The organism is Streptomyces kanasensis (assembly GCF_043077165.1).
In the GTDB taxonomy this organism is placed as follows: domain Bacteria; phylum Actinomycetota; class Actinomycetes; order Streptomycetales; family Streptomycetaceae; genus Streptomyces; species Streptomyces changanensis.
In genome coordinates this window covers 541,302-564,845 of the sequence record NZ_JBIBSF010000001.1, presented here as the reverse complement: position 1 = coordinate 564,845, position 23,544 = coordinate 541,302, and the positions used below count along the sequence as shown (strand labels likewise).

General features: G+C 75.2%; 19 protein-coding genes. 7 read left to right on the top strand and 12 right to left on the bottom strand.

What is annotated here, in order from left to right; translation table 11 throughout:
* The first annotated feature begins 209 nt into the window (after positions 1–209).
* Positions 210–656: an SRPBCC family protein gene (locus ACF053_RS02445; protein WP_391952065.1), complete on the top strand. Its 447-nt coding sequence runs from the start codon at positions 210–212 to the stop codon at positions 654–656.
* A gap of 88 nt (positions 657–744) precedes the next feature.
* Entirely contained in the window at positions 745–2,385 is a 1,641-nt protein-coding gene (locus ACF053_RS02440) for a phytoene desaturase family protein (protein ID WP_391952064.1), read from the top strand.
* 131 nt (positions 2,386–2,516) lie between these two features.
* Here ACF053_RS02440 and ACF053_RS02435 read toward each other — a convergent pair whose 3' ends face one another.
* From ACF053_RS02435 to ACF053_RS02410, 6 genes are all read right to left on the bottom strand, one after another.
* The gene (locus ACF053_RS02435) at positions 2,517–3,494 is read right to left on the bottom strand and encodes an SDR family oxidoreductase (protein ID WP_391952063.1); all 978 of its coding nucleotides are present in this window, start codon (positions 3,492–3,494) and stop codon (positions 2,517–2,519) included.
* 68 nt (positions 3,495–3,562) lie between these two features.
* Entirely contained in the window at positions 3,563–5,542 is a 1,980-nt protein-coding gene (locus ACF053_RS02430; RefSeq protein ID WP_391952062.1) for a transglycosylase domain-containing protein, read from the bottom strand.
* Between the two features lie 148 nt (positions 5,543–5,690).
* A complete protein-coding gene (gene tgmB / locus ACF053_RS02425; RefSeq protein WP_391952061.1) occupies positions 5,691–6,623 on the bottom strand; it encodes an ATP-grasp ribosomal peptide maturase in 933 nt (310 codons plus the stop codon).
* A 16-nt stretch (positions 6,624–6,639) separates the two neighbouring features.
* The gene (gene tgmA / locus ACF053_RS02420) at positions 6,640–6,837 is read right to left on the bottom strand and encodes a putative ATP-grasp-modified RiPP (RefSeq protein WP_391952060.1); all 198 of its coding nucleotides are present in this window, start codon (positions 6,835–6,837) and stop codon (positions 6,640–6,642) included.
* A gap of 140 nt (positions 6,838–6,977) precedes the next feature.
* On the bottom strand, positions 6,978–8,768 hold the full coding sequence (locus tag ACF053_RS02415) for a S8 family serine peptidase (RefSeq protein ID WP_391952059.1): 1,791 nt from the start codon (positions 8,766–8,768) through the stop codon (positions 6,978–6,980).
* A 393-nt stretch (positions 8,769–9,161) separates the two neighbouring features.
* Positions 9,162–10,079: a MerR family transcriptional regulator gene (locus ACF053_RS02410; protein WP_391952058.1), complete on the bottom strand. Its 918-nt coding sequence runs from the start codon at positions 10,077–10,079 to the stop codon at positions 9,162–9,164.
* Between the two features lie 466 nt (positions 10,080–10,545).
* Between ACF053_RS02410 and ACF053_RS02405 the strand changes: the two genes are divergently transcribed.
* The 3 genes from ACF053_RS02405 to ACF053_RS02395 all read left to right on the top strand — a co-directional run bounded on the left by ACF053_RS02405 (position 10,546) and on the right by ACF053_RS02395 (position 16,085).
* Positions 10,546–11,586 (top strand): terpene synthase family protein, encoded by a 1,041-nt coding sequence (locus ACF053_RS02405; RefSeq protein ID WP_391952057.1) that lies wholly within the window; start codon positions 10,546–10,548, stop codon positions 11,584–11,586.
* On the top strand, positions 11,583–13,028 hold the full coding sequence (locus ACF053_RS02400) for a cytochrome P450 (protein WP_391952056.1): 1,446 nt from the start codon (positions 11,583–11,585) through the stop codon (positions 13,026–13,028). The genes ACF053_RS02405 and ACF053_RS02400 overlap by 4 nt, the downstream gene beginning before the upstream one ends.
* Positions 13,029–13,169: 141 nt before the next feature.
* Positions 13,170–16,085 carry an ATP-binding protein gene (locus ACF053_RS02395; protein ID WP_391952055.1) on the top strand — a complete coding sequence of 972 codons (2,916 nt, stop codon included), beginning with the start codon at positions 13,170–13,172 and terminating at the stop codon, positions 16,083–16,085.
* A gap of 57 nt (positions 16,086–16,142) precedes the next feature.
* On the opposite strand, the gene ACF053_RS02390 is transcribed toward ACF053_RS02395, so the two are convergent.
* A complete protein-coding gene (locus tag ACF053_RS02390) occupies positions 16,143–16,952 on the bottom strand; it encodes a class I SAM-dependent methyltransferase (RefSeq protein WP_391952054.1) in 810 nt (269 codons plus the stop codon).
* A gap of 133 nt (positions 16,953–17,085) precedes the next feature.
* Positions 17,086–17,937, bottom strand: coding sequence for a pentapeptide repeat-containing protein (locus tag ACF053_RS02385; RefSeq protein WP_391952053.1), 852 nt, complete (start codon positions 17,935–17,937; stop codon positions 17,086–17,088).
* Positions 17,938–18,099: 162 nt separating this feature from the next.
* Here ACF053_RS02385 and ACF053_RS02380 point away from each other — a divergent pair, with 162 nt between their 5' ends.
* Positions 18,100–18,987, top strand: a complete 888-nt coding sequence (locus ACF053_RS02380; protein ID WP_391952052.1) for an MEDS domain-containing protein — start codon at positions 18,100–18,102, stop codon at positions 18,985–18,987.
* Between the two features lie 4 nt (positions 18,988–18,991).
* On the top strand, positions 18,992–19,435 hold the full coding sequence (locus ACF053_RS02375; protein ID WP_391952051.1) for an ATP-binding protein: 444 nt from the start codon (positions 18,992–18,994) through the stop codon (positions 19,433–19,435).
* Positions 19,436–19,554: 119 nt separating this feature from the next.
* Here the strand turns inward: ACF053_RS02375 and ACF053_RS02370 are convergent, their stop codons facing one another.
* From ACF053_RS02370 to ACF053_RS02355, 4 genes are read right to left on the bottom strand one after another with little or no spacing between them, the layout of a single operon-like run.
* A complete protein-coding gene (locus ACF053_RS02370; protein ID WP_058940479.1) occupies positions 19,555–20,151 on the bottom strand; it encodes a GTP-binding protein in 597 nt (198 codons plus the stop codon).
* On the bottom strand, positions 20,138–20,503 hold the full coding sequence (locus ACF053_RS02365; protein ID WP_391952050.1) for a DUF742 domain-containing protein: 366 nt from the start codon (positions 20,501–20,503) through the stop codon (positions 20,138–20,140). The genes ACF053_RS02370 and ACF053_RS02365 overlap by 14 nt, the downstream gene beginning before the upstream one ends.
* Positions 20,503–20,913 carry a roadblock/LC7 domain-containing protein gene (locus ACF053_RS02360; protein ID WP_391952049.1) on the bottom strand — a complete coding sequence of 137 codons (411 nt, stop codon included), beginning with the start codon at positions 20,911–20,913 and terminating at the stop codon, positions 20,503–20,505. The genes ACF053_RS02365 and ACF053_RS02360 overlap by 1 nt, the downstream gene beginning before the upstream one ends.
* Positions 20,910–23,324 (bottom strand): sensor histidine kinase, encoded by a 2,415-nt coding sequence (locus tag ACF053_RS02355; protein WP_391952048.1) that lies wholly within the window; start codon positions 23,322–23,324, stop codon positions 20,910–20,912. The genes ACF053_RS02360 and ACF053_RS02355 overlap by 4 nt, the downstream gene beginning before the upstream one ends.
* Positions 23,325–23,544: the final 220 nt, after the last annotated feature.

The window sequence follows — 23,544 nt, the reverse complement described above, 5'->3', positions numbered from 1 at the left end:
GTCAGCACCCGCCGCGCCGGTATCCCGCCCGACCCGGTCTCCGGCTGCCCCGTCCCCGCGACCCCGCGACCCCGGTACCCCGCCGACCCGGTGGGACGGCGGCGCGGCGGGTTTGATCACCCGCCTTCCGGGACACCCGGGGTGCGTCCGTTTCGACGCTCTCGGTCACCCGGCCCCACGCGGGTGACCACCGCCCGGAGGAGCCAGGCATGGCCGTACGGCAGCACGTGATCAAGCGCCCGCCGGCAGCGGTGTGGGACGTGCTCAGCGACCGGGACAGGTACTGCGAGTGGGTCGTCGGGACGCACGACACCGAACCGCTGGAGGGCGACTGGCCCGAGGTCGGCTCGTCCCTGCGGTACACCGTCGCGCTCGGCCCCGCCCGCTTCGCGGGCTCCACGGTCGTCCGCAGGGTGGAACCGCCGCGCCGGCTGGAGCTGGAGGTGAAGAGCGAACCCACCGGCACCGCCCGCGTCGCCATCGAGATCGCCCCCTGGGGCGACGAGACCCTGGTCGTCGTCGACGAGCACCCCCTGCGGGGACCCGGCGCGCGCCTGCACAACGCCGTCTTCGACGCGCTCCTCCAGCTCCGCCACCGCCGCATGCTCCGCCGCCTCGCCGAGGTCGTCGAGGGCACCAGCCCCGCACCCGCCTGACCACATCCCGCGCCACCACACCCCGCACCACACCGCCTCACCGCCCCCCGCCCCCGAATCGCCGGACCACCGCGCGGAAGGACCCCTCATGCCCGACGCCGTCGTCATCGGAGCCGGGCCCAACGGGCTTGTCGCCGCCAACCTCCTGGCCGACCGGGGCTGGACGGTCGACGTCCTGGAAGCCCAGGACGCACCCGGCGGCGCCGTCCGCAGCGACCGCGGCGTCCACCCGGACCACGTCAACGACCTGTTCAGCTCCTTCTACCCGCTCGCCGCCGCGTCCCCGGTCATCCGCGGCCTGCGCCTGCACGAGTACGGGCTGACCTGGAGCCACGCACCGGCCGTCGTCGCCCACCCGCTCACGGACGGGCGCTGCGCCGTGCTGGAACGCGACCCGGACCGCACCGCCGAGGACCTGGAGCGCTTCGCCCCCGGCGACGGCGACGCCTGGCGGGAGCTGTGCGCGCTGTGGGACCGGGTGGGCGCCGACGCGCTGGGTGCCCTGTTCACCCCCTTCCCGCCCGTGCGGTCCGGACTGCGCCTCGCCGCCCGGTTGCGCGGTCCCGACGGCCTGCGCCTGCTGCGGACCGCCCTGCTGCCCGCGCGGCGCATGGGCGAGGAGACGTTCGCCGGGGACGGCGGGCGGCTGCTGCTCGCGGGGAACGCCCTGCACGCCGACCTGTCCCCGGAGACGGCGCTCGGCGGCGGCTTCGGCTGGCTCATGTGCATGCTCGGCCAGACGGTGGGCTTCCCCGTCCCCACCGGCGGCGCGGGCGCCCTCACCGACGCCCTGGTCCGCCGCCTGGCCGACCGCGGCGTGACCGTGCGGTGCGGACGGCGCGTCACCGAGGTCGTCGTCCGCGACGGGCGGGCCCACGGCGTGCGCACCGCCGACGGCGAGACCGTCACGGCACGCCGGGGCGTCCTCGCCGACGTGCCCGCGCCCGCCCTCTACGGCGAGCTGGTCGCCTGGGAGCACCTGCCGGACCGCGTCCGCGACGACGTGCGCCGCTTCCAGTGGGACTTCGCGACGGTGAAGGTCGACTGGGCCCTGGACCGGCCCGTGCCCTGGGCCACCGAAGGACCAGCGCGCGCCGGGACGGTCCACCTCGCCGACGGCGTCGACGAACTGACCCGCTTCGCCGCGCAGATCGCCATGGGCCTCGTCCCCGACCGGCCGTTCCTCCTCTTCGGCCAGATGACCACGGCCGACCCCTCCCGTTCGCCCGCCGGTACCGAGTCGGCCTGGGCGTACACCCACGTGCCCCGCACCATCACCGGCGACGCGGGGCCCGACGGGATCACCAGCGCCTGGACACCCGACGACGGGCAGCGCATGGCGGATCGGATCGAGGCGGTGGTGGAGCGGTTCGCGCCCGGCTTCCGCGGCACGGTACGGGCCCGCCGGGTCCTCACCCCGCTCACGCTGGAGGCCCTGGACGCCAACCTGCGCGGGGGCGCCGTCAACGGCGGCACGACCGCGCTCCACCAGCAGCTGGTGTTCCGCCCCGTCCCCGGCACCGGCCGTCCCGAGACCCCCGTGCGGGGCCTGTACCTCGCCTCCGCCTCCGCCCACCCGGGCGGCGGCGTGCACGGCGCGCCGGGCGCGAACGCGGCGCGGGCCGCCCTGCACGCGAGCGGCCCGCCGTTCGCGGCCCTGCTGTCGGCGGGACAACGCCTCCTGACGGGCCGCGGCGGAACGCCTGACGGGCCGTCGCCCGACGCCTGACCGGCCGGTCTGGACGCCGCACCCGTGGCGGGCCGCGCCCTCGCGGGCCGCCCGTGCGCGACTCCCCGAGGAGGGGCCGCGCCTCCCGCCGGCCCGTCCGGGTCCGCCGTGCCCACCGCCGTGGACCGCGCCTACCGCCGCCGCGTCCGGCGCACGGCCCCGGCGGTCGCCGCGGCCAGTACGGTCACCCCGGTGAGCCGCCGCCCCGCGGTGCGTCCCGCGCCGTGCCAGCCGTCCCGCGTGGAGCCGGGCCCGGGCGGCGGCGCGTACAGGGTGCCCGCGCTCTGCGGGGCGCTCCCCCCGCGTACGAAGTGGGTCCGGTCCACCTTGACGGCGAGGGCCCGCCCCAGTGGGCCGGGCGCGACCGTGGCGGCCAGCCGCACCGCGTGCCCGGCCGAGCCCACGACCACCTCGTCCCGTGGCCTGCGCACGGCGCCCCGGACGGCCCGGGCGACCCGTTCCGGCGTGTACACCGGCGGCATCGCGCGCACCTCGCGGCCGCTGCGGTTGGCCACGTGCCGGAAGAACGGCGTGTCCACGGTCGGCGGCAGCACGGTGCAGACGTGCACGTCCCGCACGCCCTCCAAGCGCAGCTCCTGCCGCAGGCAGGCGTCGAACGCCCGCAGGGCGTGCTTCGACATCGTGTAGGCGCTGTTGTACGGCGAACCCGTCAGTCCCAGTACCGACGCCACGTCGACCAGGACGCCGGCGCCCTGCGCCCGCATGAGCGGCAGCGCGGCGCGTGCCGCGTTCACGCACCCGACGACGTTCACGTCCAGGACCCGGCGCACGTCCTCGGGCGGTACGTCCTCCACGGCGCCGAAGACGGCGACCGCGGCGGCGCTCACCCACACGTCGACGCGCCCGAACTCGGCGACCGCGCGCCGGGCGAGCGCCGCCACGGCCGCCGCGTCGGACACGTCCGTCGGCTGGACCACCGCGCGGGTCCCCCGGTGCGCACGGCACTCCCGCGCGGCCGCCTCCAGCGCCTCCGCTCCCCGGGCGGCCAGCACGAGCGAGGCGCCCCGCCGGGCGAAGTCCAGGGCGACCGCGCGGCCGATGCCGCTGGACGCCCCGGTGATCACGACGACCAGACCCTTGGTGTGCACGCGTACCTCCCGTGCCGGCTCTCGACGGTCATGGCCCGTCCCGGAGTACCCGCACCCGTCCGCCCCACTCACCCCGCCTCCCGCGCCCCGTCCCCGGTCCCGCCGGCCGACGCGCTCTCGGCCATGTACGCCGACCACACCCGCACCGCGGGCCCGTCCGCACGCCCGCCGGAACCGTCCGTGCCGGAACCGCCCGCATCCGAAACGCCCGTTTCGGACGGCTCCGTTTCCGCGCTCTCCGCACCGGTGTTCTCCACGGACCCCGGCCCCCCGGAACCATCCGCTCCGGTCAGCGGGAGCAGTCCCCCGCCGTCCGGGCGGGTGCGGAAGACGGTGACCGCCGTCGACAGCTCGTCGCCGTAGCCGACGAACCACGCCGCGGGCGACCGGTCCCCGGCCCCCGTGCGGCCCGCCGCGATCGGCCCGAGGGCGCCCAGCGTGCCCGGGTCCACCGCGTCCACCGCCACGTCACGCAGCCCGCGCGCCACCTCCCGCGCGACGCCCGGGTCGAGCACCTGCCGGGCGGGCGGCCGCTCCAGACCCTCCACAGGCACGCCCCGGTACGTCGCCGCGGTCACCGAGTACGGGTCGGCGCGCCGCCCGCCGGAGGCGAACGTGGCGTACGCCCCGGCCATCCGGATCGCGCTCGGCGTGGACGTGCCGAGCGCGAACGCCGGCTCCAGCGGCGCCATGCTGCGCGGCAGCAGGCCCGCGCCGACCGCGACGTCCCGCACTCCGGCCGGCCCCACCGCCTCCCCGAGCCGCAGGAACACCTCCGGGTCACCCCGGACCAGCGCCCGGCGCAGCGCGAGGGCCCGGCGCGGCGTCTCGTCGCCCACCAGGCCCCGCTGCAGGGCCGCCGCCGCGACGAAGGGCGTGAAGGCGGATCCGGCGGGGACGCCCGCCGTGTCGGCGTTGTTGGAGAAGTGCCGGGTCGCGTCCGGGCCCCCGTACAGCGCCAGCACGGCCCCGTCACCCGGCCGCACCGACGCCGCGCCGAACTGCACCACACCGTTCGCCCCCCGCGCCCCGCCGTCTGCGCCGCCCGCCAGCCCGGCCGTGGCCGGGGCCGCGTCCTCGACGGCCCGCCGCAGCCGCTCCACCGCCGCCCGGTCGAAGGTCGTGCGGATCCGGTACCCGCCGCGCCCGAGCGCCTCGGGGGTGAGCCCCGTCCGGTTGCGCAGGTCCTTGTCGGCCGCGTCGACCAGGTAGCCGACCTGCCCCGCCAGGCCGTTCGCCACCGGCCTGGGCCGCGGCTCGGGGAACACGGTGAGGGCGGCCCGCTCCGCGCGCGTCATCAGCCCGAGCTCCACCTGACGGTCCAGCACGTACCGCCACCGCGCCTCCGCCCGTCGCCGGTGCGCCTCGCCCAGCGCGGGGTCGTACAGGTCACCGCCCTTCAGCAGCGCGGCGAGCAGGGCGCTGCGGGAGGGGTCCAGGTTCCGCGCGTCGGTGCCGTAGTACGCCACGGCGGCGGCCTGCACGCCGTACGCGCCGCGCCCGAACCAGCTGGTGTTGAGGTACCCCTGGAGGATCTCGTCCTTGGACAGTGCCCGCGACAGCTTCACCGACAGGCACAGTTCCCGCAGCTTCCGGGACGCCGTCCGCTCCTGCGTGAGGTACGTGTTCTTCACGTACTGCTGGGTGATCGTCGACCCGCCCTGCAGTTCGCCGCCCCCGGCCGTGGCGACGACGGCGCGGGCCAGGCCGCGCACGGAGAAGCCGGGGTCGCTGTAGAAGGTCGCGTTCTCCGTGGCGATCACGGCGTCGCGCAGCGGTCGCGGGACGTCGGACAGCGGGACGTTCTGCCGGTTGACCGGCCCGACGCTCACCATCTGCGTGCCGTCCGCCCAGTAGTAGACGGTGGCCTCGGACCGCGCCTCGGCGTTGACGTCGGGGATCGGGGTCGTCGCGTACACCCACCCGGCCAGCCCGGCGACCGCCGTCAGGCCCAGCAGCACGAGGCCCAGCCACTGCCGCCACGACGGCACGAACCGTGCGGGGCCGCGGCGCCCCCGGCGCGGGTAGTCGAGACGGACGCGTGTCACGGTGGGGGCCTCCTCGGTGCGGTGGAGCGGCTGCGTCCTCTCCTACGGGGTGCGCCGGCCGCCCGTTCACCAGCACCCGCCGACCCGAGCCGGCCGCCCGTTCACCAGCGCCGCCCCGACCCGAGCCGGCCGCCCATACGGGCGTGGTTCACTCCGCGTCCAGGCCGGCCAGCCACGACGCGACGGTCCGCGCCAGGGGCAGGCCCGTCTCCAGCTCCACGAAGCCGAACTGGCCACCCTGGTTGCACTCCAGGAACCACCACACGCCGTCCTCGTCCTCGGCGAAGTCGAAGGCCCCGTAGGCGAGTCGGGCCGTCGCCGTGTACGCGCGCACGGCGCCCGCGATGCGCTCCGGCACCGCCAAGGGCTCCCAGCCGTGGCCGCTGTCGCCGTACCGCCCGTCCACCTGGCCGGGAGCCGACCGCTTGCGCGCGGCGAACAGCCGCCCGCCCACCGCCGTCAGCCGCACGTCGGCCCGCCGGGGGACGTACCGCTGGAGCAGGGTCGGCGCGGCGGCGACGGCGGAGAAGTCCGCGTCCGGCCCCACCAGCGCGGTCGGCACGAGCAGTCCCGGCTCCTCGCGCGGCGGCCCGGACAGGGTCTTCACCACCACCCGCCGGTGACGGGCGGCGAACTGCTCGGCCGCCCGGGGGAACGTCGTCACCACCGTCGGGGGCACGGCGAAACCGCTCCCGTGCGCCACCCGCAGCTGCCACGGCTTGAGCCGGGCCCGCTCGGCCGCGGCCGGATGGTTCATCCAGCGGGCGGCCGTGGCCGAGAGCATCCCGTACAGGGCCTGGCCGGTCTCGGCGGTGAGCCAGGCGGACGCCCCCGGCGCCCGCGCGGCGGGCGCGCCCGGTCTGCGCACCCACACGCCGCGCACCGCCGCCGTGCCGACCAGGCGCCCGTCCACCGACAGGTGGCCGTGGAAGTCACCGCGCGCGTACTCGGCGCAGAGCGCGACCCGGCCCGGCAGGTCGGCGGGGTCGAACCGCACCAGGGGGACGCCCAGGGCGCCCAGTTCGGCGACCACGAGGTCCGCCGTGACGTCCTCCTCGCAGGTCAGCACCAGTACCGTCATGGCGGACGCCGGCCGGTCAGTCGTCGAAGTGCGTCTGGGAGCCGGCCGTCGACGTCGTCGTGCCGGCCGCCCGCAGCACCTCCGGGTCGGTCACGGCGGGCCGTCCGTCGGGCAGGACGTTCAGCTGGAGCGCGGCGTCGTACGCGTACGGCGGGGCGGTGCCGGCCCCGGCTCCGGCCGGCACGGCGTACCGCAGGGCGAACGGTCGTCCCATGGCTTCTTCCCGATCCCTTCGTCGACCACCGGTGGGTACCGGTGAGTACGGGCCGGGGGCGTGGGAAGCTCACCACGATCCGTGACCCCGGCCCCACCGGATGCGGCGGGGCCGGGGTCACGGGCGTTGCGCGGAACCGGTCAGAACGTGAGGTTCCAGGCGTCGATCCGGCCGGAGTCCTGCGTGGCGACGTCGCGCACGCGCAGCTTCCACGCACCGGCGGCGACCTCCGCCGAGGCGTTCACGGTGTACGTCTTGACGACGTCGTCGCCGCTGTCGCCGTTCGCGAAGTCCTCCAGCAGGTACACCGTGCCGTCCGGGGCGACCAGCGACAGGACGAGGTCGCCGCGGTAGGTGTGCTTGACGTCCACGCCGACCTTGAGGGCGGCCGGGGCGTTGCCGCTCACGCCGGTGACGCTGATCGGGCTCTCCACCGTGCCGTTGTCGGCGATCGCGACGTCGGCGGTGTTCTCGAAGTACGTGCCCGGTGTCGGCGTCGAACCGCCGACGGCCTTCAGCGCGTCGGTCTGGCCCTCGCCGAAGAAGCCGTTCTTCGCGGTCGTGCCCGTGCACCGGCTGTCGGACGGGCAGGCGGTGTCGGTCGCCTGCGAGGCGAGGCGGGCCCGGAGGTCGGCCGGGGTGAACGACGGGTTCACGCTGGCCAGCAGCGCGGCGACGCCGGCCACGTGCGGGGAGGCCATCGACGTGCCGTTCATGTTGCCGTACTTGCCGCCCGGCAGCGTGGAGTAGACGCCGCTGGAGCCGTCGCCGCCCGGCGCCGCGACGTCGATGACGTCACGCCCGAAGTTCGAGTACGAGGCCTTCACGTTGCCGCGGCCCATGGCGGCGACGGTCACGACGCCCGGCAGTTCGGTGGGGATGTCGACGCAGGCGTTGGTGATCCTGCGGCTCACCGGGGTCGAGTCGTTGGGGCTCGACGTGTCGGTGGTCTTGTTGGCGAGGTCGTAGTTCGAGTTGCCCGCCGCGGCGACCTGGAGGGAACCCTTGCCCTCGGCGTACGCCTGGGCGCGCCGGACGCCCTCGATGATGGCGGCCTGGTCGGCGTCGTCCGGGCAGTTGAACATCCACGGGTCGGTGTAGTAGCTGTTGTTCGTGACCCGGAAGCCGTGGTCGCCCGCCCACATGAAGCCGCAGATGGTGTTCTCGGCGAAGAACATCGACGTCGTGGGCTCCGCGATGCGGACGGAGGAGATCCGCACGCCCGGCGCGACGCCGATGACGCCCTTGCCGTTCTTCGCGGCGGCGATGGTGCCCGCCACGTGCGTGCCGTGGGTGCCGACGTCGCGCCACGCACCGGCCCGCGTGTCGGCCCGGCCGTAGGCGCAGGAGACCGAGTCGGCGGCGTTGAAGTTCGGGGCGATGTCCTGGTGCAGGTCGTCGACGCCGGTGTCCAGGACGCCGACCTTCACGGTGGCGGAGCCGGTGGTGACGGCCCAGGCCTGGTCGGCCTTGATCTGGGTCATGTCCCAGCGGTTGGACTCGGTGAGCGTCGTCGCGCTCTGCGTGGGGGCGGGCGGCAGCGCCGGGGCGTACGCGTCGGCGGGCACGTCCGACGTGCGGGTCGCGCCGACCTGCTGGACGCCGCTGACGCCGCGCATCGTCGTGGCGAACGTCGCGGAGGCGGAGTGCGCGACGACGACGCCGATGGCGTCGTAGTGCGCGAAGACCGTGCCGCCGTTGCCGGTGACGGCGGCGCGCACCGCGGAGGTGTCGCCGGGCGCCGTGATCACCAGGTAGGCGCGGGTTCCCGCGGCCCAGGCGCCGGTGGGCGCCGTCACGGCGGTCGGCGTGGCCGCCGCGGCCTGCGGAGCGGCGGCGGCGGGGGCCGCGGGTGTCGCGAGGGCGACGGCCGCGCCGAGGGCGACGGCGGCGGCCGAGCGTCTGAGCCCGGCGGATATGTGGGGAAGCATGTGTCCTCCGAAGGCCCGGCGACACGGGAGGCGTCGGGCGGGCCGGGATGAAGAAGTGGTCGAGCCGCAAGATCTCAGATGTGAGCACGTCAAGGGAAGTACCGTTTCGCCACCGGTTGTTCGCCCTCCGGACGGACATAGTCGACCGAAGTGCGGCAAAGGAGGGCCGAATCGGCACGCGGTCTCACCACACGGCACCCCCGCCGCGGCGGCAGGTCCCCGTCGAGGGGTACGGGCGCGCCCTCGCCGGCCCCGCCGCCCCGACCGACCACCCGCCCGCCGCCCACCTGCCCCGCCCACCGCTCGCCCGACCACCTGCCCCGCCGGCCGCTCTCCCGCCGCCCGCTCGCCCGCCGCCCACCCCCGCCGACAGCCCCCGTCGCCCCGGCCGCCTCAGCCGGCTGACGTCACCTCGGCCGCCAGCGCCGCCCGCAGCCAGTCGTCGGTGGCGCCGAACGTCGGCTCGGGCGACGCGGCCAGCTCCGCGGTCAGCCGCCAGAAGCGGTCGACGCCCGGGTGCGCGAGCTCGTCGAGGTAGACGGTGAGGCGGCGCCGGAACGCGGGTGTGTCACGGAGGCCGCGCGCGCCGGCGTGGGCCGCCACGAAGGCGTCGACCGCCCCGCCGGACGGCTGTCGCGCCGCCCGCAGTTCGGGAGCCGCCGCCGCGTACACCTCGGCGAGGGCCTCGTACAGCACGGCGGGCCGGCAGGCGCCGCCGGGATCACCCGGCACCGTCCGGCACACGGTGACCGCGCCCGCCGCGTCCGCCGCGAGGGCGTTGAGCCGCGCGAGCGCCAGTACCTGGGCGGGCGTCGGTTCCGCGGGCGGCTGCGGGACCGCCGCGTCGGAGATGGCCGAGAACAGTCGCGCGGGCAGCCGCGGCGGGAGGACCCGCCGGAGGAATCGCGCCACCGGCGCCGTGCTGGGCGGAGTGCTCAACGAACCCACCAGGCGCAGCCGTTCGGCCCGCTCCCCGGCGGGGCTCTCCTGGAGCAGCCGCAGCGCCGCCTCCCGCCAGCGCAGCGCCACCATGCGGGAGCCCACGTCCCGCAGGTGCCCCGCGATGACGTCGTCCAGCGCGCCCTCCCGCTCCAGGACCCGGCCGACGTCCGCGACCGGCACGTCGAGGCCGCGCAGCGAGCGGATCAGGCGCAGCCTGTCGAGTGCCCCGGGCCCGTACCGCCGGTGGCCGCCCGCGCTGCGGCCCTCCTCCGGCAGCAGGCCGAGGTCCGAGTAGTAGCGCACGGTCTTCACGGTGACGCCCGCCCGCTCGGCGAGCTCGCCGATGCTCCACGTCCCCTCGACGGACATCTGCGGACCTCCTGACCTGGGGCGTCGGTGTCCCTCACCGTACCGGGGCGGGTCGCCGCGCCACCGGCGTACCGGGGCGCCCGCCCGGCGGCCGGACGGCGGGCCGCGCCGGGCGCGCCGGGGGACGCGCCGGTCCCCGCATCCCTGAAATCGCCACCGAACGGTCGAAATATCGCGCTCGCATATGCCTTTCCGATTACCCGGCCCGCATTTGCCCATAGCACACTTCGGGCTCCGGGTGGGATTATATTGACAGTGCAGTTAGCGGTACGGGTTAATGGAGACGAATGGCTTCAAAGCGCGGCTCGTCGTTCTCGCGCGAGGGGGGATCGAGCCGCTCCGCTACCGGAGTCGGCGAGGTTGCCACGGTGTTGTGACAGCCCGGCCGCGAGCTCGAATCCGGTCGTGGGCCGCACGGCACGTGCGCGGAGAATGGTGGACCGGGATTTCCTTCGGAGGGACATCGATGCCCCATCTCGACTCTTTCACGATTCCGGAATTTCATCTTCCATTTGAGAACTCGAAGGACCCGGCGGCCGACCGCGCCAACGCAGAGGCGACCGCCTGGGCCGTGGACCGGGGGCTGATCGACGGCGCCTGGGAACAGTTCGCCGGCATCGGCTTCGGGCACCTGACGGCCCGGGTCGACCGCGGCGCGCCGTACGAGCGCATCGTGCTGCTCTCCGAGTGGATGGCCTGGTCGTTCGTCCTGGACGACCAACACGACCTGCTCATCAGGGAGGGACGCCTCGACGCCTGGCAGCCGGTCTCCGACGCGATCACCCGCCATGTGCGGGGCGAGCGTTCGAGCCGCCCGGGCGCGGCCCCGCACAGCGCGCTGCTCGACACCTTCGTCGAGCTCTGCGACCGGATCCTGGCCGGAATGCCCCCCTCGATCCAGGACCGCTACCGGCTCCACGTGCCACGCATGCTGCGCTCCCTGGACGAGGAGGCAGCCAACCGGCGCCCCGGCCACCGGCCCACCGTCGAGGAGTACGTCCTCACCCGCCGGCACAGCTCCCAACTCCTGCCCATGATGGACATGGTCGAGGCCGACCAGGGCATCGACGTGCCCGCCGAGATCCGCCGGAGCCCCGCCTTCCGGGAACTCGCCTGGAGCGCCATCGACGTCATCTCCTGGGGCAACGACGTGTTCTCGCTGCCGAAGGAGTACTCCTGCGGGGACACCAACAACCTCGCCGCCCTGCTGGCCGCCTGGCACGACCTGACCCTCACCGACGCCGTGCTGGCCGTGGAGGAGCGCGTCCACGCCCGCGTCGAGGACTTCCTGGCCTCCGCCCGGCGCCTGCCCGGCGCGCTGGACCGGCTCGGCGTGACCGACGCCGCCGCGCGCACCGCCGTCGACCGCTGCGTCCGCAGCTACGAGGACTGGATGGTCGGCGCCGACCTCTGGCAGCGTTACGACTGCACGCGCTACCGGGACGAGCGGTTCGCCGCCGGGCTCGAAGCCGCGTACACCCGACCGGACCTGCTCTCCGCGGCATGAGGGGAAAGCCCGTGGCCCGTACCAGCGACCGCACGTCCAGCGACGGACCCGACCGGTCCGACGGCCCGGCCCGGCCCGGCCCCGGCGGCCCGGGGCCCGCCCGGCCGGGCGCCACCGCCGTGGCCCCCATGGCGCCCGGACGGCTGCCCGTCCTCGGCCACGCCCTCCAACTGTGGCGCGGCCCCATCGCCTTCCTCGAATCGCTGCGCCCCGCCGGGGCCGTCGTCCGCGTCGACCTCGGCGGCTGGCCCCTGCACGTCCTCACGGACCCCGACCTCATCCACACCGTCCTCGTCGGCGAGGCGCAGGACTACGGTCGCGGCCGGATCTTCGAGAAGCTCCGCCCCCTCTTCGGCAACGGCATCGCCACCACCGACGGGGCGTTCCACCGCAAGCAGCGCCGGCTCATGCAGCCGGCGTTCCAACGCAACCGCATCAGCCGGTACGCGGAGCTGATGTGCCGCGAGGCGGACGCCATGGCCTCCTCCTGGTCCGCGGGCACGGAGGTCCGCGTCGACCGCGAGATGCGCCGGTTCGCGCTCTCCGCCGTCGCCGGCATGATCTTCTCCGGGGACGTCGACCAGCCCGCCGTGCGGGAGGTGCACCGGTCGTTCCCGATCATCCTGGAGGGCATGCTCGTCCGCACGGTCATGCCCAAGGCGTTCGACCGGCTCCCCATCCCCCTCAACCGGCGCTTCGACGGGGCCGCCACCCGCCTGCGCGCCATCATCGACGAGGTCGTCGCCGAGTACGGTCCCGAGGACCGCGGCCAGGACGACCTCATCTCGCTGCTGCTCTCCAGCACCGACGCCGAGACGGGCGACACGATGAGCGCCGAGCAGGTGCGCGACGAACTCATCACCATCCTGTTCGGCGGCACGGAGACGGCCTCCACCACCCTGTCGTGGATCTTCCACGAACTGGCCCGCCACCCCGACGTGGAGAAGCGCGTCCACGCCGAGGTCGACGCCGTGGTCGGTGACCGCCCCGTGCGCCCCGACGACCTCGCCGCGCTGACGTACACCCGGAGCGTCTTCGAGGAGTCGCTGCGGCTCCACTCGCCGCTGCTCTTCACCCGCCGCACGCTCACCCCGGTCACCCTCGGGGGCGTGGCCATCCCCGCCGGGGCCGAGATCGCGTACAGCCCCTACGCGCTCCACCGCGACCCCGCGCTGTTCCGCGACCCGACCACGTTCGACGCCGACCGGTGGAGCGGCGCCGACCCCTCGCGGCTGCCGCGCCTCAACAGCTTCATCCCCTTCGGCGCGGGCCAGCACAAGTGCATCGGCGACGCCTTCGCCGTCGCGGAGATCCTCAGCGCGGTCGCGAGCGTGGCCTCGCGATGGCGTCTGACCCCGGTTCCCGGCAGCGTCGTGAAGGAGGTCCCCGCCGGCATCCCCCTGCCCGACGCGCTCCCCATGGTGCCCGTACCGCGGCGCTGAGCGCGTCCCTGAGCGAGGGTCAGCGGAGAATACACCGTCGACCCCGATCGAGTGGCGATGTTTCCGAAAGAACGGTCATCGGCCGTAACAACCCGTCGCCTTGCCCTTACACTCGGCCGCACGTGCTGGAGGGGGCAAGTGATGACAACGGCCGGAGAACAGCAGGAACGGGACACCGCGCCGCTCCTGGAAGCGCCGCTGCTGGAGCGGGATTCGGAGCTCCGCGCGATCCGGCGTGCGCTGGACGGCCTGTGCGGCACGTCGGCCGACGGGGCGCACACCACGCGGCAGGGCGGCGTCCTCGCGTTCGCCGCGCCGGCGGGACTCGGGAAGACCACGCTCCTCACCCAGCTCCGCCACCTCGCCGGCGAACGCGGCTGCACGGTGCTGTCGGCGCGCGGCGGCGAGCAGGAGCGGCAGGTGCCGTTCCACGTGATGCGCCAGCTGATCCAGCCGGTCTTCGCCGCCATGGCGGAGGAGGAGCGGCGCCAGATCCTCGGCGACTGGTACGACATCGTGGCGCCCGCCACCGGCCTGTCCGCGCCGAAGGCCGGCGCCAACCCCGACCCGCAGGGCGTCCGCGACGGACTGGACTGGGTGATCACCAACCTCTCCGTCCGCAGCGGCCCCGTCGTCCTCGTCCTCGACGACGCGCACTGGGCCGACTCCGAGTCGCTGGCCTGGCTCACCGCCTTCGCCGTCCGCGCGGAGGAGCTGGGCATGCTCATCGTCGTCGCCTGCCGCCCCGACGAGCTGCCGCCCGACGCCGTCCCCCTGCACACCCTCGCCGAGCGCCACGGCTCCCGCTCGCACGAACTGGCCCCGCTCACCTCCGGCGCGGTGGCGCGGATCGTCCGCTCCGCCCTCGGGGAGGGCGCGGACGAGCTGTTCTGCCGCGAGTGCTGGGCGATCACCGGCGGCAACCCCTTCGAGGTCGTCGAGCTCGCCGCGAAGGGCCGCGACCGCGGCCTGGCACCGCGGGAGGAGAGCATCCCCCAGCTCCGCGACCTCGCCTCGGCCGTCAAGGGCAGCGGGCTCATAGAACGGCTCGAACAGCTCGGCCCGTCCGCCGTCCGGCTCGCCTGGGCCGCCGCGGTCGTCGGCACCGGAGTGCCGACCACCGTCGTCGGTACCGTCGCCGCGCTCGGCACGGCCCAGCTGGACGACGCCGTCGAGCAGCTCCAGGCGGCCCGCATCCTGACCGTGCTGCCGAGCCTGCGCCACGAGCGGGTCGTGGAGTTCTACCACCCGCTCATCGCCACCGCCGTGTACCGGTCGATTCCGCCGGGCGTCCGCGTCGGCATGCACGGCGTCGCCGCACAGGCCCTCGTCGACGAGGGGCTCGGCGCCGCGGCAGCCGCCCGCCACATGCTGGAGATGCACCCCGAGGGCGACCCGTGGGTGGTCCAGCAGCTGCGCCACGCCGCCCGCGACAGCTTCTCCGCCGGCGCGCCCGACGCCGCACGCCGCTACCTCGCCCGCGCGCTGCGCGAACCGCCGGACGTCGAGGACCGCGCCCTGGTCCTCTTCGAGCTCGGCTCCGCCAACCTCCCGCACGAGCCGGCCACCACCGTCAACCAGCTGCGCGCCGCGCTGGAGGAACCCAAGATCGAGCAGGAGCTGCGCGAGGCCGTCACCTACCGGCTCGCCCAGGCCCTCGCCCACACGGGTCAGATGCAGCAGGCCACCGACCTCCTCACCGAGGAGGCCCGCCGCACCACCAGCTCCCGCACCCGACTGCGCATGCAGGCCGAGCAGTTCAAGTGGAACGCCGTGCACGTCGACGAACACGACTCGACGGGCCGCTCGCGCCTGCTGACCACGTTCGCCAAGCGCCTCACCGGACGCGACCTCGCCGAGCGGCACATCCTGGGCCTGCGCGCCTGGGACGTCGTGATGCGCGCCGAGCCCGCCGCCCATTCCCTGGACTACGCCGAGCAGGCGCTGCGCGGCGGCATGAGCTGGACCGACCAGGACTTCGGGTTCGAGGTACCGGCCGTCGTCGCGCTCACCCTGATGTACTGCGACCAGCCCGGCCGCGCCGAGGAGCTCTTCCACGACGGCATCGCCGAGTTCGAGGCGAAGGGCTGGCGCGGCGCCCACCTCTCCTTCGCCTACACGCTGCTCGGCTACATCCGCTTCCGGCGCGGCCGGCTCGCGGAGGCCGAGGACTTCGTCCGCAGCGGCCTGCAGATCGCCGACCGCGTAGGGCCCGGCATCCCCGCGCAGTGGTACGCCGTCGGCATCCTCATCGAGACGCTCCTCGCCCGGGGCCGCGCCGACGAGGCCCAGCGCGTCGCCGCCCGGTACCGCTTCGGCGCCGACTTCCCCAAGGTCGTGGTCTATCCCGATCCGCAGGCCGTCTGGGGCAAGCTGCTGCTGGCCCGCGGCAGGACCGACGAGGCCGTCCAGCAGCTCACCGCGGCCGGCCGTCGACTGGAACGGCGCGGCACCCGCAACCCCGCGTGGAGCCCCTGGCAGCTCGACCTGGCCCTCGCCCTCGCCGACCGCCACCCGGAGGAGGCCCGGAAGAACGCCGACACGGCGGTGGCCCGCGCCCGCGCCTTCGGCACGGCCAGCGCCGTCGGGCAGGCCCTGCGCGTCGCCGCGGCGATCTCCGAGCCGGCCCGCGGCGTCGCCCTCCTGGGCGAGGCCGTCGACCACCTCGAACAGTCACCCGCGGCCTACGAGCTGGCGCACGCCCTCATCGACCACGGCACCGCGCTGCGTGCCCTCGGCGGCCTCGACCTCGCCGCCCAGCAGCTCTACCGCGGCATGGAGACCGCCGTCGCCTGCGGGGCCGACTCGCTCGCCGCCCGGGCCCGAAGCCAGCTCGCCGCAGCCGGACTGAGGCCCCGGCGTCCGCTCCCCGCCGAACGCGACACCCTCACGATCCTGGAGGAGGCCGCAGCCCGGCACGCCGCCGAGGGACTGGACAACACCGCCATAGCCGACCGGATGGGCAGCGACGAGCAGTCCGTCTCGGAGCTGCTGTCGGCCGTGTTCACCAAGCTCGGCACCGACCGGCTCGGCCTGTGCCGCGCCCTCGGCCACTGACCCCACCCGCCAGGTGGCGGACCGGCCGCCCGGGTCGCGCCCGGGCGGCCGGGCCCGTCAGGGGACGGCCCGATCCGGCTCCGGGCCCGTCACGCGCAGCTTCGACTGGCCGTGCGGCAGGAGCTCCCAGTCGTCCATGAACCGCGCCCGCAGACCGTGCTTGTGGGCCAGGCCGACCAGGGTCTCGGTCCGGTAGTAGAAGTCCTCCCGCAGCACCTGGTGTTCCCTGCCCTCGGTCCGGTCGAAGGTGAAGTCGAAGAAGCCGCCCGGCGCCAGCACCCGCCCCACGTGCGCCAGGCACTCGTCGATGACCTCCAGCGGCGAGTGCGAGAACACGCTGTGCGCGTGCACCACCGTGAAGTGGGCGTCCGGCAGGAAGTCCAGCGTCAGGTCGTCGACCGGCGTCAGGTACGGCACCCGGTCCTGCAGCCCGTACCGCACCAGCGTCCGCTTCGCCTCGATCAGGATGTCCGGGGAGATGTCGATGCCGTAGTAGTGGCCGGGCTCCAGGTGCCGGATGAAGCGCCAGCCCGCCCGGAGGTTGCCGCACCCGATCTCCAGCATCCGGTCCTCGGGCCGCAGGCCGTGCCCGAGCAGGTAGTCGAACTGCATCCGGCCGATCGCCAGCCACCGTTCGCGCGACGGCGCCCCGCCCACGGCCGCCTCCGGGCTGCGGGCCGTGTCGCTCGCCATCACCCCCCGGTAGTAGGCGACGTGATCGCCGCGGCTGCGCAGCCGCAGCCACAGGTCACGCCCGGCGCGCCGCACGTACGGGACGACCCGCTCCGGGTGCCGCACCGCGTAGCGCACCTTGTACCCGGGCCTCGACCGGTCCGTCCACGACCGCGGGAACGGGCTTGGCGGCATGGCGCCCTCCTGATGTGTGCACGTGTGGATGACTGCCGCTCCACCGTGCACCGGGTGCGTGCGGGGCGCCCGGCGCGCCACCCGTCCGGGCGCGAGGGCACCCGCACGGGGGGCGTCGACTACTCCGTCCGTGTCACCGGCGGGCGGCGCGCCCCGGCCGGGCCGTCCAGTGCGCCGGACGGGTCAGCGCGTCGGGGATCCTCGTCGCCCCGTCGCCCCGGGCGGCGTTCAGCTGCGCCTGGGTGAGGAACAGGGCGCCCGTCAGGTCCGCGCCCGACAGATCGGCGTCGCGCAGGTCGGCGCCGATGAGGTCAGCCCGGCGCAGGTCGGCGCCCGTGAGGTCGGCGGCGATCAGGTAGGCGCCGCGCAGGCTCGCACCGCGCAGTCGGGCACCCCGCAAGCGGGCGCCCATCAGGTCCGCGCCCCGGTGGTCCTTGCGCCGCCCCGGCACCTCCGCGCGGGCGAGTTCGCCGGCACGCAGCAGCAGCACGTTGACCTCGGCGCGCAGTGCCCCCACGTCGAGGTCCGACAGCTCGTCGGCGCCGCCGCGGCTCAGCGCGTCGATCCGGTCGTGCAGCCGGCTCAGCTCCGGGTGGACGGGCCGGGCGGCCGGCAGGTCCAGCGCCTCCGCCGCGTACCGCAGCAGCTCGTGCAGCTGCCGCACCACCGGGAACACCGCGAACATCGTGCGGGCCGTGTCCGGTTCGGCGCGCCAGTCACGGCCGCCGAACGTCACCTGCGACACCTTCTGTCCGGCCCCCAGACAGTCGAAGACGGTGCAGCCGGTGTACCCGCTCTCCCGCAGCCGGGTGTGGATGCCGCAGCGGAAGTCGTCCCGGAGGTTCCCGCAGGGCGTGCCGGCGGGCTTGTCGGCGGCGAAGTCGGCGGAGCGGGCGAAGGGCAGGGCCACGCAGCAGAGCCCGAAGCAGTTCGCGCAGTCGGCCTTCAGGTCGGGGCGGTCGGTGTGCGGGATGTGCGGCGGCACGGCGGTGGTTCTCCAACGGGTGTGCGGGGTGCGGGGTTCGGGTGCCGTGGCCCCGGGTGCGGGCCGCGGCGGCGCGGTGGTGGGCGGACGTACGTGCCCATTGTCCCTCCTCGGAGCAGGGGCCCGTTCGGTAACGTAGAGCCATGCCACGGTTACACGGGGGTGAGTGACGTGGGTGTGATCGCCGGCGAGGAGCGCCACCCCGGGACACTGCCCGTCCAGCACATGGGAGCCGGGGACCACGCGTTCCTCTGCTACGACCGGGAGACCCCCGGCTGGGACGTCCTCACGGCCTTCGTGTGGGCGGGACTGGCGCGGGGGGAGAAGGTCATCGTGTTCGGACCCCCGCACCTGAGCGAGACGGAGCTGCGGACGCGGCTGCGCGACGCGCCCGGCCCGCTCGTCGCCACGGGCTTCGAGAGCGCGCAGCTGGAGATGAGCAGCATGCGCGAACTGATCCTGCCCGCCCCGAGGTTCACCGCCGATCGTCAGTGGCAGCGGATCACCGAGGAGGTCGGTGCCGCCCGCGCCGAGGGGTACGGCGGACTGCGCACGTACATCGACATGGGCTGGGTCGCGGACCTCGGGGCGGACCTCGACCTGATGGTGGACCGCGAGCGCAGGGCCGGCCACCTCTTCGCCGACGGGTTCTACAGCGAGGTCTGCGCCTACGAGCGCGACCGCTTCCCCGCGCCGGTCCTGGAGGCGATGTGCCGGGCCCACCCCCGCAACCTCCTCCCGGCGCTGGGCCGGTTGCGCTGCCCGTACGGCGAGGGCGTCCTGCGGGTCATCGGCGACGCTGACACCGCCACGTACGACTGCTTCCGGCGGGCCGTGGACGGCGCCCTGCGCGACCTCCCGCAGGGCCGGCCCGCCACGGTCGACCTGCGGCGCACCGGCTACCTCGGCCCCGAGTGCGCGGCCGAGCTCGTCCGCGCCCTCACCGGCCCGCCGGCGCTCCGGTCCGTCCGGGTCCGCTGCTCGCCGGGGCACGCCCTGCTGCTGCGGCGCCTGGGCGCGGACCCGGCAGTCCTGGACACGACGGGATAGGCAGATGGCGCTGGAAACGGCCGGGAGGGTGCCCGGCAACGGAGAGGGAGCGGACATCCTGTTGCGGTGTCCGTTCGGCGGCTCGGACATCCCCCGGCTGAGGGTGCTCGCGGAGAGCCACGCGGCGCAGGCGGGCCTGCCGGAGCCGCGGCGCGGCGACTTCGTGGTGGCGGTGGACGCCGTCGCGGTCAACGCCGTGCGGCACGCGGGCGGTTCGGGGGTCCTGGTGCTCGCCCGGACCGCGCGGGAGCTGGAGTGCCGGGTCTCGGACCGGGGGCCGGGGTTCACGGAGGACGTCATCCCCGAGCTCGCTCCGGGGATCGGCGGCGCCTGCCCGGGCCGCGGACTGTGGCTGACCCGGCTGATCACCGACCGGCTGACCGTCGCCCCCGGCCCGGCCGGCGGCAGCACCGTCACCTTCGCGATGCGCCTGGACGACGGCCGCTGACGGTCGCTGACGGCCTCCCGGCCGGGGGCCGGGAGGCCGGGGGGCCGGGGGCCGTGTCAGGGGGACAGGCCCGGGGCCGGAGCCAGGGGCTGCGGCCGGGGGATCGGGGGAGCGGACGGTCAGGAGGGCGCGGCGGACCGGGCCCGGTCGATCACCGTGTCGAGGAGGGACAGCAGCGTCGCGCGCACCTCGTCCCGGACGCGCGCGTCCAGCAGCAGGACGGGCGTCTCGGGGTCGCGCAGGCGCAGCGCCGCCCTGATCTCCCCGGCGGTGTACGGCTGCCGGCCGTGGAAGCAGTTCGCGCCGACGACGAACGGCAGACCGCGGCTCTCGAAGAAGTCGACCGCGGGGAAGCCCCGGTCGAGCCGCCGGGTGTCCACGAGGACGATCGCGCCGAGCGCCCCGTGCAGCAGGTCGTCCCACAGGAACCAGAAGCGCTCCTGGCCCGGCGTGCCGAACAGGTACAGGACGACGCCCGCGTCGTCGAGCGTGATGCGGCCGAAGTCCATCGCCACGGTCGTCGCGGACTTGGCCTCGATGCCGTCGAGGTCGTCGACGCCCACGCCGGCGGCGGTGAGGCGCTCCTCCGTGCGCAGCGGCTCGATCTCGGAGACCGCCTCGACCAGGGTGGTCTTGCCGACCCCGAAGCCGCCGGCGACGAGGATCTTGACGGGGGCCGGCTCCTGGCCGCCGGGGGCGGTGTCACATCCGGGCAAGGTTGTCCCTGATTCTCATGAGCAGGTGGACGTCGGTGGTCGCGGACGCCTCCAGGGGCGGCCGGTGGTGGACGAGCCCGCGGTCCGCGAGCTCGCCCAGGAGCAGCGTCATCGGCGTCAGCCGCATCCCCATCCGGGCGGCGATCTCGGCGACCGCCCGCCCGGTCGGTGCCGGGCACAGGGCGAGGACGTGCCGCCACTCCGTGGGCAGCCCGTCGGGGGCGTCGCCGCCGACCGCCGCCGTGATGGTGGTGTCCATCGTCAGGGCGGTCCGCGGCGCGGCCGTACGGCCGTCGGTGACGGCGTACAGCCGCGGCCGGCGGCCGCCCCGGCGGTGCGGCTCGTCGGGCATTACGGGGCGGGCGGTGACGACGGCTGCGCGCGGTCGGGCGTGCCCAGCCACTCGCCGAGCGCCTGCGCTGTCCGCACCGCCTCACCGCCGAGCTCGCCGAGGCGTGCCTTGCGGTTGGTGACGACGACGAGCGTGCTGCCCTCGCCGCACCCGACGAGGCACAGGTACCGCTCGTCCATCTCGACCAGTTGCCGGATCACCCGGCCGCCGTCGACGTCGCGGGATATCGCCCGCATCGTCGCGGCGACACCGGAGGACGCCGCCGCGATGCGTTCGGCCTGCGCGCGGTCCAGCAGGTAGGCGCTGAGCATGATCCCGTCGTTGGACAGGAGCACCGCCCCCTCGATGCCGGCGATCCTGCTCAGGTTGTTGTCCAGGACGCTGTAGATCATGTCGTTCGTCGTTGTCATGGCTGATCCTGTCGGAGCTCTTCTTCCACTTTCCGGGTCCCGTCCTCGTACTCCGCCCAGGCGTCGGCCACTTCTTCGGGGCTCGCCCCGTCGTGGCCGGTGCCCGGGCCCGTCCCGGTCTCCCGGGCTGCCGCGCCGCCGTCGGCGGGGGGCGGCGTGCGCAACTGCTCGACCAGGTGCGTCTGCGGTACGCGCTCCGGCAGGGGCGGGCGGGCGGCGCCGTCCCCGCCGGGAGGCGGTGCGTCCTTGCGCCGCCGCACGGGCAGCGTCGCGCCCTGCCGCGCGGCCGGCCGCGACGTCTCGCCGCGGTCGTCCGGCCGCTGCTCGGCCGTAGCCGTAGCCGTAGCCGTAGCCGTAGCCGTAGCCGGCGCTCGGGCCGGTTCGCGCGCGGGGGGATGGGCCGGGGCCGGCAGTCGGGCGGGGGCCGTGGTGGTCGGGTCCGCCGTCCCGTCCGTCGTCTCGGGGCCGGTCGGGACGAGCAGCCCCCGCGGAACGAGCACCACGGCCGCCGTGCCGCCGTACACCGAGCGGCGCAGCGTCACCGTCGCGCCCAGCTGGTCGGCGAGGTGGCCCACCACGAACAGGCCGAGCCGGTGCGCGTTCCGCGCGAGCACCGCGTACGGCGGGGCCGAGTGGAGGCGGGCGTTCATCTCCGCGTACCGCTCCGCGCTCACGCGCGGGCCGCGGTCCTCGATCTCCACCGACAGACCGTCGGCGACCACCTCCGCCCGGATCACCACCCGGGAGCGGGGCGGGGAGAAGCGGGTGGCGTTGTCCAGCAACTCCGCCAGCAGATGGCTGACCTGGCTGATGACGCGCGCCTCCACGCTGATCTCGTCGAGTGCCTGGCGGTCGATCCGACGGAAGTCCTCGACCTCCGCCGCGGCCTCGCGCAGCAGGTCGGCGATCCGCATCGGCTCGGTGTGGGGGTCGGGGACCTCACCGCCCGCGAGGATCAGCAGGTTCTCGACCTGCCGCCGCATGCCCACCGTCAGCTGGTCGGCGCGCATCAATCCGCCCAGCAGTGCCTCGTCCCCGCCGAACGCGTCCTGCAGCTCCTCCGTCAGGGCCAGCTGGCGACTGACCAGGTTCCCGGTGCGCGAGGCGATGCCCGCGGCGAAGCTGCCGAAGCCGTCGCGTTCCGCGGCGAGCTGGCGCTGCCCGTCGACGGAGACCGCGACGACCCGGGCGAACGCGTCGCTGACCCGCCCGACCTCGTCCCGCTCGCCGCGCACCCGGGGCAGCGCGTCGTCGTCGACCGGCCTGCCCTGCCGCAGCCGCTCCACGACGTCCGGGAGGGTCCGTTCGGCGACGGTCACCGTGCGGTCGTGCAGCAGGCGCAGCCGGCGCAGCACGGAGCGGGTGGTGACCGTGACGACGGTGACGACCGCGATCAGTGCCCCGCCGGTGACGGCGACGAGCCGGGTGACCTCACGCTCCAGGTCCGTCGCCTTGGCGTCGCCGTGGGCCAGCAGGCCGCGCAGGCGGGCGGCGTCGAGGGCGGTCAGGTCGTCGGACCACCCGGCGTGGGCGGCCGTCCAGTCCTTCGCCTCCCGCGGCAGCCGCACGCCGAACGGCAGGTCCTCGTGGCCGGCGAGAACCCGGTTCTCGACACGGGTCTTGGCCTGCCACGCCTCCGAACCGGCGAGCCGGGCGTAGCGGTCGCTCTCCGCGGACGGCAGGTAGGGGACCACCCACCGGTCGTACAGGTACCGGTGCGCGCCGACCGCGTTGACGAACTCCGCGAAGCGCGTCGTCTCCAACTCCCGCGACGGGCCCGCCAGCGCCAGGAGGGTGTCCTCCCGAGCCAGCATCTCGGAGGCGGAGAACATCGTGACGAGGACCTGGCTCTCCTTGGTCAGCTCGCCGTCCTCGGTGTGGCCGAACGCGTCCTGGTAGAAGCGGATCATCTGGCCGATCACGCCGTCGTAGTACGCGACCGTGCTGTCGGGTCCGCCGGTGCGGGAGTCCGCGCGCTCACGCTGTGCACCCAGCGCGTCGAGGGCGTCCACCACCTCCCGGAGCCGGCGGTCGGCCTCCTCGGAACCCCCTCCGGCGGACGCGGCGGCGCTGCGGAACCGGTCCGCGGCGCGGTCCGTGGCTGCGCGGTGGGCGCGCAGTCCGGCGGCGGGCGCGGACGGATCGGCCCAACGGGCGGCGGCGGCCGTGCGCTCCGCCTGCATGCCCGTCATCAGCGCGTGCAGCGGCAGCCCGAGCCGCTCGCCGGCCAGCACGTCGGACCGCAGGTGGGCCGACCGCTCCAACAGCCGGTCGGCGGTCACGGTGACCAGGGTGGCCATCGCGGCGGTGGGCACGACGGCGAGCAGGACGAGCAGGGTGCGCAGGCGCACGGTGCGCCGTCGACGACGGGTCGACGGGCCTCGCGCGCCCTCGGGTCGGGTGGGAGACATCAGCCCTCGGGAGCGGGAGCGGGGACGTTCGGCCGCCGACCCGGTGCGGCCCGCGGAGGGGCTGCGGGACCCACCGGTGCGGCTGCGATGACGCGTGGGGGTGCCGATCATAACCAGCCAGGACCCGTTCAGGTCAGGTTGTCCCCATGATCGGAAAGTGGTAACCCGCGTGCGCAGCGTGGCGGGAAGTAGCCAGGATGTGGCCGATCCGATGCCGATC

What these genes read in the sequence shown, in the direction of transcription:
- ACF053_RS02445 (WP_391952065.1), top strand. Translation starts at nt 210, where the DNA reads ATGGCCGTACGGCAGCACGTGATCAAGCGCCCGCCGGCAGCGGTGTGG.
- ACF053_RS02440 (WP_391952064.1), top strand. Translation starts at nt 745, where the DNA reads ATGCCCGACGCCGTCGTCATCGGAGCCGGGCCCAACGGGCTTGTCGCC.
- tgmB (WP_391952061.1), bottom strand. Translation starts at nt 6,623, where the DNA reads ATGACGGTACTGGTGCTGACCTGCGAGGAGGACGTCACGGCGGACCTC.
- tgmA (WP_391952060.1), bottom strand. Translation starts at nt 6,837, where the DNA reads ATGGGACGACCGTTCGCCCTGCGGTACGCCGTGCCGGCCGGAGCCGGG.
- ACF053_RS02415 (WP_391952059.1), bottom strand. Translation starts at nt 8,768, where the DNA reads ATGCTTCCCCACATATCCGCCGGGCTCAGACGCTCGGCCGCCGCCGTC.
- ACF053_RS02410 (WP_391952058.1), bottom strand. Translation starts at nt 10,079, where the DNA reads ATGTCCGTCGAGGGGACGTGGAGCATCGGCGAGCTCGCCGAGCGGGCG.
- ACF053_RS02405 (WP_391952057.1), top strand. Translation starts at nt 10,546, where the DNA reads ATGCCCCATCTCGACTCTTTCACGATTCCGGAATTTCATCTTCCATTT.
- ACF053_RS02400 (WP_391952056.1), top strand. Translation starts at nt 11,583, where the DNA reads ATGAGGGGAAAGCCCGTGGCCCGTACCAGCGACCGCACGTCCAGCGAC.
- ACF053_RS02395 (WP_391952055.1), top strand. Translation starts at nt 13,170, where the DNA reads ATGACAACGGCCGGAGAACAGCAGGAACGGGACACCGCGCCGCTCCTG.
- ACF053_RS02390 (WP_391952054.1), bottom strand. Translation starts at nt 16,952, where the DNA reads ATGCCGCCAAGCCCGTTCCCGCGGTCGTGGACGGACCGGTCGAGGCCC.
- ACF053_RS02375 (WP_391952051.1), top strand. Translation starts at nt 18,992, where the DNA reads ATGGCGCTGGAAACGGCCGGGAGGGTGCCCGGCAACGGAGAGGGAGCG.
- ACF053_RS02365 (WP_391952050.1), bottom strand. Translation starts at nt 20,503, where the DNA reads ATGCCCGACGAGCCGCACCGCCGGGGCGGCCGCCGGCCGCGGCTGTAC.
- ACF053_RS02360 (WP_391952049.1), bottom strand. Translation starts at nt 20,913, where the DNA reads ATGACAACGACGAACGACATGATCTACAGCGTCCTGGACAACAACCTG.
- ACF053_RS02355 (WP_391952048.1), bottom strand. Translation starts at nt 23,324, where the DNA reads ATGTCTCCCACCCGACCCGAGGGCGCGCGAGGCCCGTCGACCCGTCGT.